A 15,213-nucleotide genomic window follows, 5' to 3' on the forward strand; every position below is an offset into this window, starting at 1 on the left:
TAAATTCAACTCCGTGGACCGAAAAACACGATTGCGGCCCCGGCTAGACAAATTGTCGCACCCGTCGCATCCCATCGATCGGGAGAGCGCCCTTCCACCGCCCACAACCAGAAGAGCGAGAGCGCGATATAGACGCCGCCGTAAGCCGCATAGGCCCGGCCCGCCGCCTCCGCCTCGACGCGGGTGAGGAGAGCCGCGAAGATGATCAACGATGCGACGCCCGGCAAGGACCAGAGCGGCGACCGCCCGAGCCGCAGCCAGGCCCAAAAGGCGTAGCAGCCGGCAATCTCGGCTGCGGCGGCCCCCAGATAGACGGCGAAAACGCCCGCGACATTCACGCGAGCAGCGCTTCGACGGTCTCCGGCGGGCGGCACAGCGCGGCCTTGTCGCCGATGACGACGATCGGCCGCTCGATCAGAATCGGATTCTTCTCGATCGCGTCGAAAATCGCCTCGTCCTTCACGGAAGGATCGCCGAGGCCGAGCTCCTCATAGGGCGTGCCGCGCTTGCGGAGGATGTCCCTTACGCCCTTGCCCATCTGCTTCAGCAGCGCCTTCAGCGCCTTTCGGTCCGGCGGCGTCTTCAAATATTGCACCACCTCCGGCTCGAGCCCGGCCTCCTTCAGCCGCGCCAGCACCTTGCGGGATGTGCCGCAGGCGGGATTATGGTAGATGACGACCTTCATCGAGCCCCCCGGATCATGTTATTGCACGAGCATAGCCCCGTCCGCGCGCAGAGCGAAGCGGCGGCGCGGCGCGTTCACGGGCCGCGTTCGGGAATAAGCATTAACCACAGGACGCGAAAGGCGATGGAAGCGGCCAGTATGGATGACGATATTTCTTCATATCCTTTTCCGATCATGCCCGCAGGGTCGGCGTTTGGACCGAAAACGCCCACAATCTCGAGTTCGACTGGCGCCGCAGCGGCGGCTCTTTCGCCCTTCCGGCGCCGCCGCCCGCGCCGTTTCCCGGAGAACGACAAGCAATGACGCGCAGCTATTTCGGCACCGACGGCATTCGCGGACGCGCCAATCAGAAGATCACGCCCGAGCTCGCCCTCAAGGTCGGCCAAGCGGCCGGCCTCGTGTTCAATCGCGACAGCGAGCGGCGCCACCGCGTCGTCATCGGCAAGGACACGCGGCTCTCCGGCTATATGATCGAATATGCGCTGGTCGCCGGCTTCACCTCCGTCGGCATGGAGGTGCTGCTGCTCGGCCCCATGCCGACGCCGGCTGTCGCCATGCTGACGCGCTCCATGCGCGCCGATCTCGGCGTGATGATCTCGGCCTCGCACAATCTCTACGAGGACAATGGCATCAAGCTGTTCGGCCCGGACGCATTCAAGCTGTCCGACGAGACCGAGGCGGAGATCGAGAAGCTGCTCGACCGCGATCTGACCAGCCGGCTCGCCGGGCCGCACGAGCTCGGCCGCGCCAAGCGCGTCGAGGACGTGCGCGCCCGCTATATCGAATACGCCAAGCGCACGCTGCCGCGGAACATGAGCTTCGAGGGGCTGCGCGTCGTGCTCGATTGCGCCAATGGCGCCGCCTATAAGGTGGCGCCGGAAGCGCTATGGGAGCTCGGCGCCGAGGTCATCACCATCGGCGACCAGCCGGACGGCTTCAACATCAATCGCGACGTCGGCTCGACCGCTCCGCAAGCGCTGCGCGACAAGGTGCGCGAGATGCGCGCCGATGTCGGCATAGCGCTCGACGGCGACGCCGATCGCGTCATCATGGTCGACGAGCTCGGCCATGTGATCGACGGCGATCAGCTGATGGCGGTGGTCGCGCGCAGCTGGCGCGACGAGGGACTGCTCGCCAAGCCCGGCGTCGTCGCCACCATCATGTCCAATCTCGGCTTCGAGCGCCATTTGCAGGGGCTGGGCCTCAATCTCGAGCGCACGGCGGTGGGCGACCGCTATGTCATCGAGCGCATGCGCGAGCTCGGTTACAATCTCGGCGGCGAGCAGTCGGGCCATGTGATCCTCTCCGATTACGGCACCACCGGCGACGGACTCGTCACCGCCATGCAGGCGCTCGCCGCGGTGAAGAAGCTGAATCGCAATGTGAGCGAGGTGTGCCGCTGCTTCGAGCCGCTGCCGCAAGTGCTCAAAAATGTGCGGGCGCGCGGCGCGCGGGCGCTGGAGCAGGCCCCCGTCGTCGCGGCGATCGAGGAGGGCCGCCGCCGCCTCGAGGGCTCCGGCCGTCTCGTCATCCGCCCCTCTGGCACAGAGCCGGTCATTCGCGTGATGGGCGAAGGCGACGACCCGGAGATCGTCGGCAGCGTCGTGGACGATATTTGCGACGCCCTCACGCGGGCCGAGGCGGCGTGACGTTTCGAGCGAGCAGCGAATAGAGCGTAGCGAGTAGCCGATTTGCCGCTCGCTGTTCTCTCCTCGCTCTCACATAGGTACATCGCCAGTAAGGTTAACTCCACTTTAAGCGTTCTCGCTCAATCTTCCTTCACATTGGCGAAAGCCAAGGGTCCGCGCCGCGGTCCTCTATCGTGAAGGGAAGACATAAATGGGCAAGACGAGAGCCCTCTTCATAGCGGCCGCGTTCGCTTCCGCCATGACCATGAGCTTCAGCGCATTCGCCGCCGATCTTCTGCTGCCGCCGCCTCCGCCGGTCGAGCCGCCGCCGCCCGCCGATTTCGGCGGCTGGTATCTGCGCGGCGACGTCGGCGTCGGCGTGAATCAGCTTTCCAATCTGCGCTCGACCTTCGATCCGACCGTCCTCGTGCCGGCGCCGCAGTTCGATCAATATTCGATCGGCGACAGCGCTTTCGCGGGCGCCGGCGTCGGCTATCAGATCAACAACTGGTTCCGCGTCGATGTGACCGGCGAATATCGCACCGCCGCCAATTATCGCGCCACGCAGAGCTACGCCAATATCTTCGGCCTCGCCTGCGGCGTGCGCTGCTACGACATCTATAGCGCGCAGCACAGCGCGGCGGTGTTCCTGGCGAATGGCTATGTCGATCTCGGCACTTGGTACGGCGTCACGCCCTTCGTCGGCGGCGGCGTCGGCGTCGCGGTCAATTGGCTGAACAATCTCTATGACCTCTCGGCGCAGCCGGCCGGCGGCTTCGGCATCGCCCAGGACGCCACCAAGACCAATTTCGCCTGGGCCGTGATGGCGGGTCTCGCCTATAACATCACGCCCAATTTCAAGGTCGAGCTCGGCTACCGCTATCTCGATATGGGCAAGTTCCAAACCAATGTGATCGGCTGCCAGGCCGCTGGCTGCGCGGGCGAGCGCCAGAGCTTCCAGCTCGCCTCGCACGACATTCGCCTCGGCTTCCGCTACGCTCTGCTGGCGCCGGCCCCGGTGCTGCTGGCGCCTCCCGGCCCGCTGATCCGCAAATACTGATTCGGCGCTTCTCCGAAGCCTCTGGGCGCGCGGCTCGCGAGAGCCGCGCGCTTTTTGTTTTGCGCGTGCGCCGTCGCAATCCTCTGGACGAGCAGCCCGGCCCCTCTCGCGGGACGGCGCAAAATCGGCCATATCTCCCTCATGGCCAAGCGTCCCGCCAAATCCCCCGCCCCCGAGGGCGATGACCCCGCCCCGCCGATCGCCGCCGGACCGAATGTGCCGGAGCTGTCCGTCTCCGAGCTCGCCAATGCGCTCAAACGCACGGTTGAGGATCGCTTCGGCCATGTGCGCGTGCGCGGCGAGATCACCAATTATCGCGGGCCGCATTCCTCCGGCCATGTCTATTTCAGCCTCAAGGATCAGAACGCCCGCCTCGACGCGGTGATCTGGAAGATGACCTTCCTGCGTCTGCGCGTGAAGCCGCAAGAGGGGCTGGAAGTCGTCGCCACCGGCAAGATCAGCACGTTTCCAGGCAAATCCTCCTATCAGATCGTCATCGAGACATTGGAGCCGGCCGGCGCGGGCGCGCTGATGGCGCTGCTGGACGAGCGGCGCAAGCGCCTCGCGGCCGAAGGGCTGTTCGACGCCGAGCGCAAAAAGCCCCTGCCCTTCCTGCCCCTCGTCGTGGGCGTCGTCACCTCGCCGACCGGCGCGGTGATTCGCGATATTTTGCACCGGCTGCTCGACCGCTTTCCGCGCCGCGTGCTGGTCTGGCCGGTGCGCGTGCAAGGCGAGACCTGCGCGGCGGAAGTCGCCGCGGCGATCGACGGCTTCAACGCTCTGCCCTCGGGCGGACCTATTCCGCGGCCGGATGTGCTGATCGTCGCGCGCGGCGGCGGCTCGCTCGAGGATTTGTTCGGCTTCAATGAGGAGATCGTGGTGCGCGCGGCGGCGGCGAGCGCCATTCCGCTGGTTTCGGCGATCGGCCATGAGACCGACACCACGCTCATCGATTTCGCCGCCGATCTTCGCGCCCCCACGCCCACGGGCGCCGCAGAAAAATGCGTGCCGGTGCGCGCCGAGCTCATCGAGCAGACGGCCAATCTCGCCCGCCGCCTCGGCGGGGCGGAGCGGCGGCTTCTCGACGCCAACCGTCGCCATCTCGCCTCGCTGCAACGTGTGCTGCCGGCGGGGGCGCAATTGCTGCTCGCTCCCGCCCAGCGCGCCGATCGCGCCGGCGAGCGACTGCGCGGCAATCTGCGACGCGCGCTGGACGGCCGCCGCCTCGCGCTCTCGCGCGTCTCCCATGTGCTGGCCCGCCATTCCCCGCAGGCGGAGCTGGCGCGCGCCTCCGAGCGGCTGAAGGGCCTGCACGCCCGCCTGCGCCAGGGCCTCGCCGCCCGCCTCGCCCTCTCCCGCCGGGAGGCCGAGGGCGCGCAGAGGCGGCTCGACCACGCCGAGCAGCGGCTACGCTCGGCCTTCATCCGCATTTTGGACGAGCGGCAGGCGCGGCTCAAGCGGCTCGATCAGCTGAGGCTTTCCCTCGGCTACAAGCAGGTGCTCGCGCGCGGCTTCGCGCTGGTGCGAGACGAGGCCGATAATTTGTTGCGGCGTGCTGGCGACGTCACGCTTGGCGCACGCGTGAAGATTCAATTCGCCGATGGAGAAATCGCGGCCCGGGCAGAAAGCGGTTCCCCCTCTGAATCCGGCGGCGCGTCGCCCGCTCCGGCCCCTATCGCACGGCCGAAGCGCGGAAAAGACAAGGGCGGCGGCGACCAGGGCTCACTCTTTTGAAACCACGCGGCAAACTTCCGCTCGGCGTGCGCCATCGCCTCAGCGGCGCGGTTGCGCAGCGAAACGGCGCTCGCCATATGCTCGAACAGGAGGCCAGCTCCATGTTCAAGCGCTCTTCCTCGCCGCAGTCGGATGGTCTGAGGCTCCAGGCCATGGACGCCGACGATCTCTCCTGCCTCTCCGCCCTGCTCCAGGACGCGCTGGTCAGGGTCGGGGACATCGCCTTTCTGCCCGAGCAGCGGCGCTTCGCCTTCGTCGGCTGCCGCTACGACTGGGCCGCCGCCGAGCAGGGCAAGCGCGAGCGCTGCCATGCGGGCGTTCATTTCGACGGGGTGCGGCGGGTGCGCCAGCTCAAAATCCCCCGCGCCGAGCCCGAAGCGATTTTGGACCTTCTCGCCGTCACTTTCGAGCCCGCCGCCGAGCCTCCCGGGGGCGTCGTCACGCTGATTTTCGCCGGCGGAGCGGCGATTTCCCTGGATGTGGAATGCGTCGAGGCCCGCCTCCAGGACCTCGGACCGCGCTGGGCCGCGAAGGCCTGTCCGTCACATGAGCTTGACGAAGACGGCGAGGGAGGGTCATGACAACCGGAAATACCGGTTGGAGAAGAACATGACTTGGCGATTGGATGCGTCGGCGGCGGATTTCGAGGAGCGCTTCACCGCGCTGCTGGCGACGAAGCGCGAGGCCGCCCAGGACGTCGACGACACGGTCCGCGGCATTATCGAGGAAGTGGCCGCCCGGGGCGACGCCGCGCTGATCGACTATTCCAAGCGCTTCGACCATATCGACCTCGCGCAGACCGGCATAGCGCTGACGAAAGCCGAGATCGACGCGGCGGAGGCCAAGGTCCCGAAGGAGACGCTCGAAGCGCTCGACCTCGCCCACGCCCGCATCGCGGCCTTCCACGAGCGCCAGCGCCCGCAGGACCTGCGCTATAAGGACGCAGCCGGCGTCGAGCTCGGATGGCGCTGGAGCGCGCTCGAATCGGTCGGCCTCTATGTGCCGGGCGGCACCGCCTCCTACCCCTCCTCCGTGCTGATGAACGCCGTGCCGGCCAAGGTGGCCGGCGTCGATCGGCTGGTGATGGTGGTCCCCGCCCCGCATGGGGTGATCGACCCGCTGGTGCTGGCCGCCGCCAAGCGCGCCGGCGTCGACGAGGTCTATCGCGTCGGCGGCGCGCAGGCCGTCGCGGCGCTCGCCTATGGCACCGAGACGATTCGCCCCGTGGCCAAGATCGTCGGCCCCGGCAACGCCTGGGTGGCCGCCGCCAAGCGCCGCGTCTTCGGCCTCGTCGGCATCGACATGATCGCCGGGCCTTCGGAAATTCTCGTGCTCGCCGATAAGACCGCCAATCCCGATTGGGTGGCGATCGATCTGCTCGCCCAGGCGGAGCATGACGAATCGGCGCAGTCGATCCTCATCACCGACGATCCGGCCTTCGCCGATGCGGCCGCCGCCGCCGTGGAGCGCCAGCTGGCGACGCTCTCGCGCTTCGAGATCGCCTCCAAGAGCTGGCGCGATTATGGCGCGATCATCGTGACCAAGAGCCTCGCCGCTTCCATTCCGCTCGCCGACCGCATCGCCGCCGAGCATTTGGAGATCGTCTCGGAGGACGCCGAGGAGCTGGCCGCCAAGGTGCGCAACGCCGGCGCGATCTTCATCGGCGCCTATACGCCGGAGGCGATCGGCGATTATGTCGGCGGCTCCAATCACGTTCTGCCGACGGCGCGCTCGGCGCGCTTCTCGTCGGGCCTCAGCGTGCTGGATTTCGTGAAGCGCACGTCGATCTTGAAATGCGACGCCGCCTCGCTGAAGGCGATCGGCCCCGCCGCCGTCGCTCTCGGCGACGCCGAGCGGCTGCAGGCGCATGCGCGCTCTGTGGCCGTGCGCCTCGATCAGCGCGGGGCGTGAGGTGGCGACGAGCGCGACCAAGCGGCTGATCTCCGTCACGCTCGATGAGGCATCCATCGGGCGCGGCACCGCGGATCAGGAGCATGAGCGCGCCATCGCCATCTATGATCTCATCGAGGACAACAGCTTCGCGCTGGAAGGGCATGACGGCGGGCCTTACGCCCTCGTCATCGCCCTGCATGACGCCAAGCTCGTCTTCGACGTCCGCGACGAGGCCGGCGCCACCATCGTCACGCATATTTTGTCGCTGACGCCCTTCAAGCGCCTGCTGAAAGACTATTTTCTCGTTTGCGAGACCTATTACGCCGCGATCCGCACCGCGACGCCGAGCCGGATCGAGGCGATCGACATGGGCCGGCGCGGGCTGCACAATGAAGGCGCGGCCCTGCTCGCCGAACGGCTGAAGGGCAAGATCGACTGCGACACGGACACTGCGCGCCGCCTCTTCACGCTGGTCACGGCCCTGCACTGGAAGGGCTGAGCCCATGCCGGACGAAGGCGGACCCGTATCACGGCCGAGCGCCGTGCTGTTCGCCTGCACGCAGAACGCCGTGCGCTCGCCCATGGCCGAGGCGCTGGGGCGGCATTATTTCGGCCGCGAGATCTATTTCGCCTCCGCCGGCCTGAAGCGCGGCGAGCCCGACCCTTTCGCCATCGCCGCGATGGACGAGCTCGGCGTCGACATCTCCCGCCACAAGCCGCACACTTTCGAGGATTTGGAAGATTCCAACTTCGATCTCATCGTGACCTTGTCGCCGGAATCGCATCACAAGGCGCTGGAGTTCACGCGCACAATGGCGGTCGACGTCGTCTATTGGCCGACGCTCGACGCCACCGCGACCAGCGGCTCGCGCGAGACGATATTGGAGTCTTATCGCGCCGTGCGGGATTCGCTGTCGAAACGCATTTTGAAGCTGCTGTCGGTGGAGCATGGATCGGATTGAGGCCGCCCAAAAAGCTGTCATCGCGAGCGAAGCGAAGCGATCCAGGAGCCGCCCGACGACTCTGGATTGCTTCGCTCCGCTCGCAATGACGGGAAACGTCACCCGCGCGCCAGAATAGCGAAGAGCAGCGTGAGCTGACAGAAAAAGCCGATGAGGAACATCGGCGTGCGCACCCACGGCAGGCCGAGCGTGTAGACGACATAATGCGCGGCGCGCGAGGCGAAGAACAAGAGCGCAGCGAGCGCCGTCGCCGACGTGCCGCCGCCGACGATCTGAATCGTCAGCGCCAGCACGGCGAAGACGACGAGATTTTCGATCATATTCGTGTGAGCGTTCTTGGCGCGCAGCGCCCATGGCGCTTTCGTGGCCACATCGTGCCGAGGATCGCTGAACGCCGCGATCGGCCCCAGCTCCAATATGCGCTGCAGAATATAGGGAATCCACAAGACCGAGGCGAGGCCGGCGGTCAGCACGGTCCAATAGAGCTCGGGAGAAATTGCGTTGGTCATTGCGTGTCGCGCTCCTCATTCGTCGAAGACGAGAAGCAAGCTAGCGAAGCGCATCGCATTGGTGAAGTACGCAGAAATCTCGCCTATACTGACATGCTATGTCGATACGGCAATAAATGATACTAACGTCGAATGGAGGGCGCATCCACCCTCCCCTTCAGGGGCAGGGTCGGCCGGCGATAGCCGGACGGGGTGGGGTTCAACGGCGAAGACTCGGGGCGTCACCCCCTCCCGAGCGCATTCGCGCTCGACCTCCCCCCTCGAGGGGGAGGTGGAAGCGCCGCCCTCGGCAAGGGTTAGGAGCATCGTCCCATGCGCAAGCAGCGGCACGTAGAATATGACGAATGCCCGATCGAGGGCGCGATGGACATTATCGGCGGCAAGTGGAAGCCGTCGATCCTGTTTCGTCTCGCCGATGGAACCAAGCGCTTTTCCGAATTGCAGCGGCTGCTGAAAACGATCACGCAGCGCACGCTGACGCAGCAATTGCGCGATCTCGAGCGTGATCGCATGATCTCGCGCCATGTCTATGCGGAAGTGCCGCCGCGCGTCGAATACAGCCTCACCGAACGCGGCCGCTCGCTGGAGCCGGTGCTGACGCTCTTGTTCCGCTGGGGCGTCGACAATGTGCTGGCGGAAAAGGCTACAGAAGCTCGACAAGCCCCCGCGCCGCGGCGATCAGCCGACGGTCCGACCAGCGCGGGCCGATCAGCGAAATCGCGAGCGGCGGCGCGCCCGCGGGCCGCGAAAGCGGAACGCTGATCTGCGGCAGTCCGAAGAAGCTCGCGAAGAGAAACGTGCGGAACATTCGATAGCGCTTGGCGTCGAGCTCTTCCTCGCTTTCGTCCAGCCGCGGCGAGGCGAAAGGCGTCGTCGGAACGACGATGAGGCTGTTCTCGCCGAACATCTCGACGACGCGCGCGCGCGCATCGCGCCGAAAAGCGTCGGCCTCGGCTTTGGCGGCAGGCGTCACTTTCGACGCCATGTCGAAGCGCTCTGCAATGCCGGGACCGAATTGCGGATGTTCCGCCGCGATCCAGGCGCCATGCGCGCCCCAGGCCTCAAAGGCTTGGAGATTGCGGAAATGACGCAGCGACTCGGTCCAGAACTCTTCGCCCAGCGCCGCGTCTCGCTCGGAAAATCCTTGCGCGACGATGGCGCGCGCCGGCGCCATGGCGGCGGCGGTCTCGGCGTCGCATTGCGCGAAAGTCTCGTCGAGAAAAACCGCCTCGTCGAATGCGCCTTGCGTGAGATCGCGCGGCAGCAGCGCGTCGCCGACCCGCGCCATGAGATCGACATCGCGCGCGAACCAGCCGATGACGTCGAGCGAGGCGGCGAGCGGAACGACGCCATTCACGCTGATCGCGCCATGCGAGGAGCGAAATCCGTAAATTCCGCAAAAGGCCGCCGGCGCGCGGCAGGAGCCGGCCGTATCCGTGCCCAGCGCGAAATCGGCGAGCCCAGCGGCGACGGCGGAAGCCGAGCCGGAGGAGGAGCCGCCCGGATGGCGATCCGGCGCAGCGGGATTTTTCGGCGTTCCGTAATGAGCGTTGGCGCCGAGCAGGCTATAGGCCATCTCGTCCATATGCGCCTTGCCGACGAGCCGCGCGCCGCAGGCGAGCAGCCGATCGACGACGGGCGCGTTGATGGCGGCGGGCGCATGAGTCGCGGCCCATGTCGGCTGGCCATTGGCGGAGACGAGGCCCTCGACGTCTATGTTCTCCTTGACGACGAAGCACGCGCCCGAAAGCGGCCCTTGCGCCGACGCCGAAACATCGAGCGAATGCGTCAGAGCGGATGAAGACCCCGACATTCCGTTTCCTCCCATCGAGCGCCGCGCGATTATTCATTTCCAGTTCATCGGCGATGCTGATTTTCGACGACGATCCGACTTTTGCAAGATGCGGATTGGATTTTCACGAAACGACAGGTGCGGAATGACAATCAAGAAATATGTCGCCGAGGCGATCGGCGCGGGCGCTCTGGTGCTGCTGGGATGCGGCTCGGTGACGCTCGGCGAGCTCGGCGGCGTGCTGAACTCGACGCAAGGGATCGGCCCGCTCGCCGTGCTGCCCATCGCCTTCGCCTTCGGCCTCACCGTGACGGCCTTCGCTTATGGCATAGGGCCGGTCTCGGGCTGCCACATCAATCCGGCGGTCTCGATCGGCGTCTGGTCGGCGGGGCGGCTCTCGACGCGCAATCTCATCGGCTATGTCATCGCGCAATGTCTCGGCGCCATCGCCGGCGCGGCGATCCTCTATGCGATATTGAAAGGCCGCGAAGGCGGATATGACGTCGCCGCCGCCGGCCTCGGTCAGAATGGATGGAGCAATATTTCGACGGCCTCGGCCTTTCTGGCGGAATTCGTCGGCACATTCCTGTTTCTCGTCGTCATCCTCGGCGCGACCTCGACCAATGGCGGCACCGCCTCGGCGGGCCTGGCCATCGGCCTCGCCCTCGTCGTCATCCATATCGCGCTCATTCGCGTGACCGGCACGTCGGTCAATCCGGCGCGCTCGCTCGGCCCGGCGGTGTTCGTCGGCGGCAAGGCGTTGGAGCAGTTGTGGCTGTTCTTCGCGGCGCCGCTGCTCGGCGGGCTGACGGCCGGCCTGCTGTTCCGCTGGCGCAGCCTGGAGCCCTGACGGGATCGCTCCGGCCTCCACACGATTGAGCCGGAGCTTTCGCGCATGGCAGGATCGCTCCTCTTTCACGAGGAGATCGATCGATGGCGCATCACCCGATCCGCGGCTTCGCCCTGGCCGCCATTTTCTCATCCCTGATCGCGGCGCCGGCCTTCGGCCAGAGCCTCGATCTCTCCAAATCGACCATCGTCGATCTCACCCATCCCTTCGACTCCAAGACCATTTATTGGCCGACGTCGCCCTCCGGCTTCGAGCTCAAATCGCTGCACAATGGCCTCACCGAGCGCGGCTATTTCTATGCGGCGAACAGCTTCTGCTCGCCCGAGCATGGCGGCACGCATCTCGACGCGCCATTGCATTTCGCGCGCGGCCATTGGACGAACGCCGAAATTCCGGTCGATCGCTTCGTCGGGCCGGCCTTTGTGATCGATGTGAGCGCCAAGGCCGCCGCCGATCCCGATTACTTGCTGACGCCGGAAGACATCGCCGAATGGGAGGAAGCGCATGGGCGCATTCCGCAAGGCGCCATCGTGCTGCTGCGCACCGGCTGGAGCGCGCGCTGGAGCGACCGCAAGGCCTATCTCGGCGATGATGCGCCCGGCGACGCTACGCATCTGCATTTCCCCGGCTATGGCGCGCAGGCGGCGGCGCTGCTCGTCGTCGATCGCCGCGCCAAGCTCATCGGCATAGACACGGCGAGCGTGGACCATGGCCCGTCGCAGGATTTTCTGGTGCATCGCATCGTCGCCGGCGCCGACGCCGCCGGGCTCGAGAATCTCGACAATCTCGACAAATTGCCGGCGACCGGCGCCATTGTCTTCGCTCTGCCGATGAAGATTTCCGGCGGCACCGGAGGCCCGGCGCGCATCGTCGCCGTCGTTACGCAATGAGCCGCGTCTATTCGTGATCGGCGAGCCAATGCTCGAGCGCGTGAAAGCTCGCCTGCGCGCCATGAATCATCGCCGGCAGCAGGCCGCGCGCCATGCCCGCCTCCAGCGCCGCGCAGCAGAGACGCCAATCCTCCGTCTCGCCGCCGGAGAAGAACCGCCGGCCGCGCGCGCAGCCGGCGCCGAGCAGCGGATCGAGCGCGGCGGCGAGAAAGGCCGTGCCAAAGCTCGATCCTTCGCGTACATAGAGCGCGCCGAGCCATTCACCCGGCTCGCTCAGCGCCGGCGCCTCCGCCATGGGCAGGCGCGCGATGGATTCGCCGCTCGCGCCGAGATCGAGAAGATCGCGCGTCAAAAGATGCGCGCGGGCGCCGATGCGCAGATCGACGCCATGGCCGAGCGCGGCCTCGATCAGCGCGCGCTCGAAAGGCAGATGAAATCCATAGAGCCGCCCCAGCAGGCGCGAATATTGCGGCGCTGCGATCGTCCCGGCGGCGAGCGCCGCCAGCATAGGATGCGCATGCAGCCGCAAATGCGCCGCCCGTGTCGCGCTGCGCAGCGCCGCTCGCGCTGGTAACGCCATGTCGCCCGCGACGCTCACGCGCGCGACGCCCGCGGCCGCGAGGCAGCGCTTGTCGAGGCTTCTTGCGACATTGCGCGCGAGAGCGCGCCGACGAGCTCCTCCGACGCATAGGGCTTGGTGACGACGGGACGACCGGCGAAACGCGCTGGCGTCACGATGCGACTCTCGAAGCCCGTGGTGAAGACAAAAGGAACATGCGCCTGCGCCAGCGCGTCGGCGACCGGCCACACCGGCTCGCCGTCGAGATCTATGTCGAGCAGAGCGACGTCGAAATCGGGCCGCAGCGCCGCGCGCAGGCCGTCCCAGACGGTGGCGCAGCTATGCGCGATCTCCATGCCCCATTCCTCCAGCAGCTCGCGGACGGAGATCGCGACGAGAGCGGCGTCCTCGACCAGCAGAACGCGCCGATGCGACAGGGCTCGCGGGGTCGGCTCCGCGTCGCCGTCGCCGCGCGGCGGCCGCTTCTCGCTCTCGCGCGGCCCCTTGGCGAAGGCGATCTGCGAGACGGGAATGCGCAGGCGGCATTCGACGCCGCTCGCCGCGAAGCTCAGCTCCGCCGCGCCGCCGAGATCGATCGCCAGCGTGCGCTCGATCAGCATGCGGCCGAAGCCGGAGCGCTCCGGCGGAACGACCTTCGGGCCTTTGCTCTCCTTCCAGCTCAGCTCGATGCGTTCCTCGCCCTTCTCGCGGCGACGGCGCCAATCGACGCGCACCACGCCGCCCGGCGCAGAGAGCGCGCCATATTTGGCGGCGTTGGTGGCGAGCTCGTGGATCGCCATGCTGACGGCGAGCGCCGCCTTGGGCTTCAAGGCGATCGGCTCGCCGCTGATGTGGCAGGCGTTCGCCTCCCCCTGGCGAAAAGGCGCGAGCTCGTCCTCGACGATGGCGCGGATCGACAGCCCTTCCCATCGGCTCTGCGTCAGCAGATTTTGCACGCGCGCCATCGTCAGCAGCCGGCTCTGCAATGTCGCGTTGAACTCCTCGAGCGAAGCGGAGGAGCGCGCCGTGAAGCGCACCAGCGACTGAATCACCGAGAGCGTGTTCTTCACGCGATGCTCGAGCTCGGCCATCAGAAAATCCTGACGCGCCTGCGCCGTCTGCCGCTCGCGCAGGGCGAGATCGAGCGCATGGACGAAGACCTCGAGGATCGACGAGCGCAGCGACCGCGCGATCTCGATCTCCGTGTCGCTCCAGGCGCGCGATCGCAGGCGCACAGTCTCTTCCCAGGCCTCGAAGGAGGCGCGCGGCGTCAGCGTCTCGCCATCCGCCTCCACCGCCTTGGCGGGATTTCCCGCCCAGCGCACGACCTGCCGCAGCTCGCCGCGAAAAAACAGCACATAATCCTTCGGCGCGCGCGAGACGGCGATGGCGAGCACGCCGGAGGCGACGTCGCAAAAGGCCTCCGCCGGCGCGTAGGAGAGCGGCAGGCGGTCGGTCGCCAGCACGCCCTGCTGCGCATGCTCGTGAATCCAGCCGACCAGCGCGGCGATCTGCGCGGCGGAAGGCGCGCGGCCGAGCGTCGCGCATTCGCCCTCGACGCAGACCGCGCAGCCGTCGGCCTCGATCAGATCGAGCAGATTGGGCTGTCCGCCGAGCAGCGCGCCGGCGAGGTCGCCGCGGCCGGACATGGCGCCGACGAGACGGCTCTGCACCTCGCCCGCGCGCATGCGCCGCTTGGCCGTCTCCCCCTCGAGGCGGCTCTGAAACTCGAGCGAGATCATCTGCGCGAACAATTCGCAGGCGGCGCGGCGACGCAAATCGAGGAAATGCGGCGTGCGATGGTGACAGGCGACGAGGCCGAACAGCGTGCCGCCGACGACGATCGACAAGGACATGGAGGCGCGCACGCCCATATTGGCGAGATAGCGCAAATGCACGGGCGAGACGCTGCGCAAAATGCTGCAGCTGAGATCGAGCGGTCGGCCGGTCGAGGGCGAGAGCGCCGGCTCTATCGGCGCCGGCGTGTAGCGCGCGTCGGGAATGACGCGCAGCCAATTGGTCACATAGAGCTTGCGCGCCTGCTGCGGAATATCGGAGGCGGGAAAGCGCAGCCCGAGATAGGAATCGCAGCCCTCCGCCGCCGTCTCGGCAATGACGCTCCCCGAGCCGTCCGGCAGGAAGCGATAGACCATCACATGGTCGAAGCCCGTCGCCTTCGCCGTCTCTCGCGTTATCGCCTCGGCATAGGCCTCTATGGTCTCGGCCGGCGCCGTCGCGGCGAGCATTTTCTGCACGAGCCCGAGCGGATCGCGCTCGACATCGTCGCGACGCGGCTCCAGCTCGATGAGGATCGCCCGATCGCCGATATGGACGACGCCCTCGAGCGCGGCCGCGCCGCCGCTCGCCTCGGTCTCGAAGGCGAGGCAGGAGCGCGGCCCTTCGTCGGCGACGAGGCGCGTCAGCCGCGTCGCCGCGACCGCGCCGAGCCGCGCCTCCAAATTCTGGCCGAGCAGAGCGCTATGCGAGGCGCCGAGCAGCCCCTGCGTGTCGCCGGCGATCTGGTCGATGCGCATGTCGTCCGGGCCGAGCGCCAGAAGCACGCCATGCGGCTGGATCGCCCCCGGCGTGTGGATCGGCTCCCGATCGCAAATCGATAGATCGACGCTCTGCGGGGCGTCTCCTGGCGTCAT

Annotated in this window: 16 protein-coding genes; 10 read left to right on the top strand and 6 right to left on the bottom strand. The window is 67.0% G+C overall.

From position 1 onward, the window contains the following. Nucleotides 1-5: 5 nt before the first annotated feature. Nucleotides 6-338 (bottom strand): YnfA family protein, encoded by a 333-nt coding sequence (locus tag ACT53T_RS09130; protein ID WP_476160968.1) that lies wholly within the window; start codon nucleotides 336-338, stop codon nucleotides 6-8. After that, nucleotides 335-685, bottom strand: coding sequence for an arsenate reductase (glutaredoxin) (arsC, locus tag ACT53T_RS09135; protein ID WP_476160969.1), 351 nt, complete (start codon nucleotides 683-685; stop codon nucleotides 335-337). The genes ACT53T_RS09130 and arsC overlap by 4 nt, the downstream gene beginning before the upstream one ends. Before the next feature lie 299 nt (nucleotides 686-984). On the opposite strand from arsC, the gene glmM reads away from it, so the two are divergent. From glmM to ACT53T_RS09170, 7 genes are all read left to right on the top strand, one after another. Continuing rightward, nucleotides 985-2,334, top strand: coding sequence for a phosphoglucosamine mutase (gene glmM / locus ACT53T_RS09140; RefSeq protein WP_018265910.1), 1,350 nt, complete (start codon nucleotides 985-987; stop codon nucleotides 2,332-2,334). Between the two features lie 190 nt (nucleotides 2,335-2,524). Continuing rightward, nucleotides 2,525-3,373: an outer membrane protein gene (locus ACT53T_RS09145; RefSeq protein WP_476160970.1), complete on the top strand. Its 849-nt coding sequence runs from the start codon at nucleotides 2,525-2,527 to the stop codon at nucleotides 3,371-3,373. 141 nt (nucleotides 3,374-3,514) lie between these two features. Continuing rightward, nucleotides 3,515-5,107, top strand: a complete 1,593-nt coding sequence (gene xseA, locus ACT53T_RS09150) for an exodeoxyribonuclease VII large subunit (RefSeq protein WP_476160971.1) — start codon at nucleotides 3,515-3,517, stop codon at nucleotides 5,105-5,107. A gap of 101 nt (nucleotides 5,108-5,208) precedes the next feature. After that, the gene (locus tag ACT53T_RS09155; RefSeq protein ID WP_026191375.1) at nucleotides 5,209-5,688 is read left to right on the top strand and encodes a DUF2948 family protein; all 480 of its coding nucleotides are present in this window, start codon (nucleotides 5,209-5,211) and stop codon (nucleotides 5,686-5,688) included. Between the two features lie 28 nt (nucleotides 5,689-5,716). After that, a complete protein-coding gene (gene hisD, locus ACT53T_RS09160) occupies nucleotides 5,717-7,018 on the top strand; it encodes a histidinol dehydrogenase (RefSeq protein WP_026191376.1) in 1,302 nt (433 codons plus the stop codon). Then, complete coding sequence (locus ACT53T_RS09165) at nucleotides 6,975-7,499, top strand: UPF0262 family protein (protein WP_018265915.1); 525 nt, start codon at nucleotides 6,975-6,977, stop codon at nucleotides 7,497-7,499. The genes hisD and ACT53T_RS09165 overlap by 44 nt, the downstream gene beginning before the upstream one ends. Nucleotides 7,500-7,503: 4 nt before the next feature. Beyond that, entirely contained in the window at nucleotides 7,504-7,962 is a 459-nt protein-coding gene (locus tag ACT53T_RS09170; protein ID WP_400768494.1) for an arsenate-mycothiol transferase ArsC, read from the top strand. A gap of 98 nt (nucleotides 7,963-8,060) precedes the next feature. On the opposite strand, the gene ACT53T_RS09175 is transcribed toward ACT53T_RS09170, so the two are convergent. Next, the gene (locus ACT53T_RS09175) at nucleotides 8,061-8,471 is read right to left on the bottom strand and encodes an MAPEG family protein (protein WP_476160972.1); all 411 of its coding nucleotides are present in this window, start codon (nucleotides 8,469-8,471) and stop codon (nucleotides 8,061-8,063) included. A gap of 312 nt (nucleotides 8,472-8,783) precedes the next feature. Here ACT53T_RS09175 and ACT53T_RS09180 point away from each other — a divergent pair, with 312 nt between their 5' ends. Next, on the top strand, nucleotides 8,784-9,233 hold the full coding sequence (locus ACT53T_RS09180) for a winged helix-turn-helix transcriptional regulator (protein WP_476160973.1): 450 nt from the start codon (nucleotides 8,784-8,786) through the stop codon (nucleotides 9,231-9,233). Here the strand turns inward: ACT53T_RS09180 and ACT53T_RS09185 are convergent. Next, entirely contained in the window at nucleotides 9,115-10,284 is a 1,170-nt protein-coding gene (locus ACT53T_RS09185) for an amidase (protein WP_476160974.1), read from the bottom strand. The genes ACT53T_RS09180 and ACT53T_RS09185 overlap by 119 nt on opposite strands. A 130-nt stretch (nucleotides 10,285-10,414) precedes the next feature. Here ACT53T_RS09185 and ACT53T_RS09190 point away from each other — a divergent pair, with 130 nt between their 5' ends. Both ACT53T_RS09190 and ACT53T_RS09195 read left to right on the top strand, forming a co-directional pair. After that, on the top strand, nucleotides 10,415-11,113 hold the full coding sequence (locus ACT53T_RS09190) for an aquaporin (protein WP_476161016.1): 699 nt from the start codon (nucleotides 10,415-10,417) through the stop codon (nucleotides 11,111-11,113). An 83-nt stretch (nucleotides 11,114-11,196) separates the two neighbouring features. Next, a complete protein-coding gene (locus ACT53T_RS09195; RefSeq protein WP_476160975.1) occupies nucleotides 11,197-12,003 on the top strand; it encodes a cyclase family protein in 807 nt (268 codons plus the stop codon). A 7-nt stretch (nucleotides 12,004-12,010) separates the two neighbouring features. On the opposite strand, the gene ACT53T_RS09200 is transcribed toward ACT53T_RS09195, so the two are convergent. Both ACT53T_RS09200 and ACT53T_RS09205 read right to left on the bottom strand, forming a co-directional pair. Continuing rightward, nucleotides 12,011-12,601: a biliverdin-producing heme oxygenase gene (locus ACT53T_RS09200; protein ID WP_476160976.1), complete on the bottom strand. Its 591-nt coding sequence runs from the start codon at nucleotides 12,599-12,601 to the stop codon at nucleotides 12,011-12,013. After that, a complete protein-coding gene (locus tag ACT53T_RS09205; RefSeq protein ID WP_476160977.1) occupies nucleotides 12,598-15,213 on the bottom strand; it encodes an HWE histidine kinase domain-containing protein in 2,616 nt (871 codons plus the stop codon). Before ACT53T_RS09205 ends, ACT53T_RS09200 begins: the two co-directional genes overlap by 4 nt.

The sequence above is a fragment of the Methylosinus sp. DMC45 genome (genome assembly GCF_056313885.1).

Bases quoted from the DNA above. Each gene is read 5' to 3' on its own strand.
- arsC (WP_476160969.1), bottom strand. From the start codon at position 685: ATGAAGGTCGTCATCTACCATAATCCCGCCTGCGGCACATCCCGCAAG.
- glmM (WP_018265910.1), top strand. From the start codon at position 985: ATGACGCGCAGCTATTTCGGCACCGACGGCATTCGCGGACGCGCCAAT.
- ACT53T_RS09145 (WP_476160970.1), top strand. From the start codon at position 2,525: ATGGGCAAGACGAGAGCCCTCTTCATAGCGGCCGCGTTCGCTTCCGCC.
- xseA (WP_476160971.1), top strand. From the start codon at position 3,515: ATGGCCAAGCGTCCCGCCAAATCCCCCGCCCCCGAGGGCGATGACCCC.
- ACT53T_RS09155 (WP_026191375.1), top strand. From the start codon at position 5,209: ATGTTCAAGCGCTCTTCCTCGCCGCAGTCGGATGGTCTGAGGCTCCAG.
- hisD (WP_026191376.1), top strand. From the start codon at position 5,717: ATGACTTGGCGATTGGATGCGTCGGCGGCGGATTTCGAGGAGCGCTTC.
- ACT53T_RS09165 (WP_018265915.1), top strand. From the start codon at position 6,975: ATGCGCGCTCTGTGGCCGTGCGCCTCGATCAGCGCGGGGCGTGAGGTG.
- ACT53T_RS09170 (WP_400768494.1), top strand. From the start codon at position 7,504: ATGCCGGACGAAGGCGGACCCGTATCACGGCCGAGCGCCGTGCTGTTC.
- ACT53T_RS09175 (WP_476160972.1), bottom strand. From the start codon at position 8,471: ATGACCAACGCAATTTCTCCCGAGCTCTATTGGACCGTGCTGACCGCC.
- ACT53T_RS09180 (WP_476160973.1), top strand. From the start codon at position 8,784: ATGCGCAAGCAGCGGCACGTAGAATATGACGAATGCCCGATCGAGGGC.
- ACT53T_RS09185 (WP_476160974.1), bottom strand. From the start codon at position 10,284: ATGTCGGGGTCTTCATCCGCTCTGACGCATTCGCTCGATGTTTCGGCG.
- ACT53T_RS09195 (WP_476160975.1), top strand. From the start codon at position 11,197: ATGGCGCATCACCCGATCCGCGGCTTCGCCCTGGCCGCCATTTTCTCA.
- ACT53T_RS09205 (WP_476160977.1), bottom strand. From the start codon at position 15,213: ATGACGCCAGGAGACGCCCCGCAGAGCGTCGATCTATCGATTTGCGAT.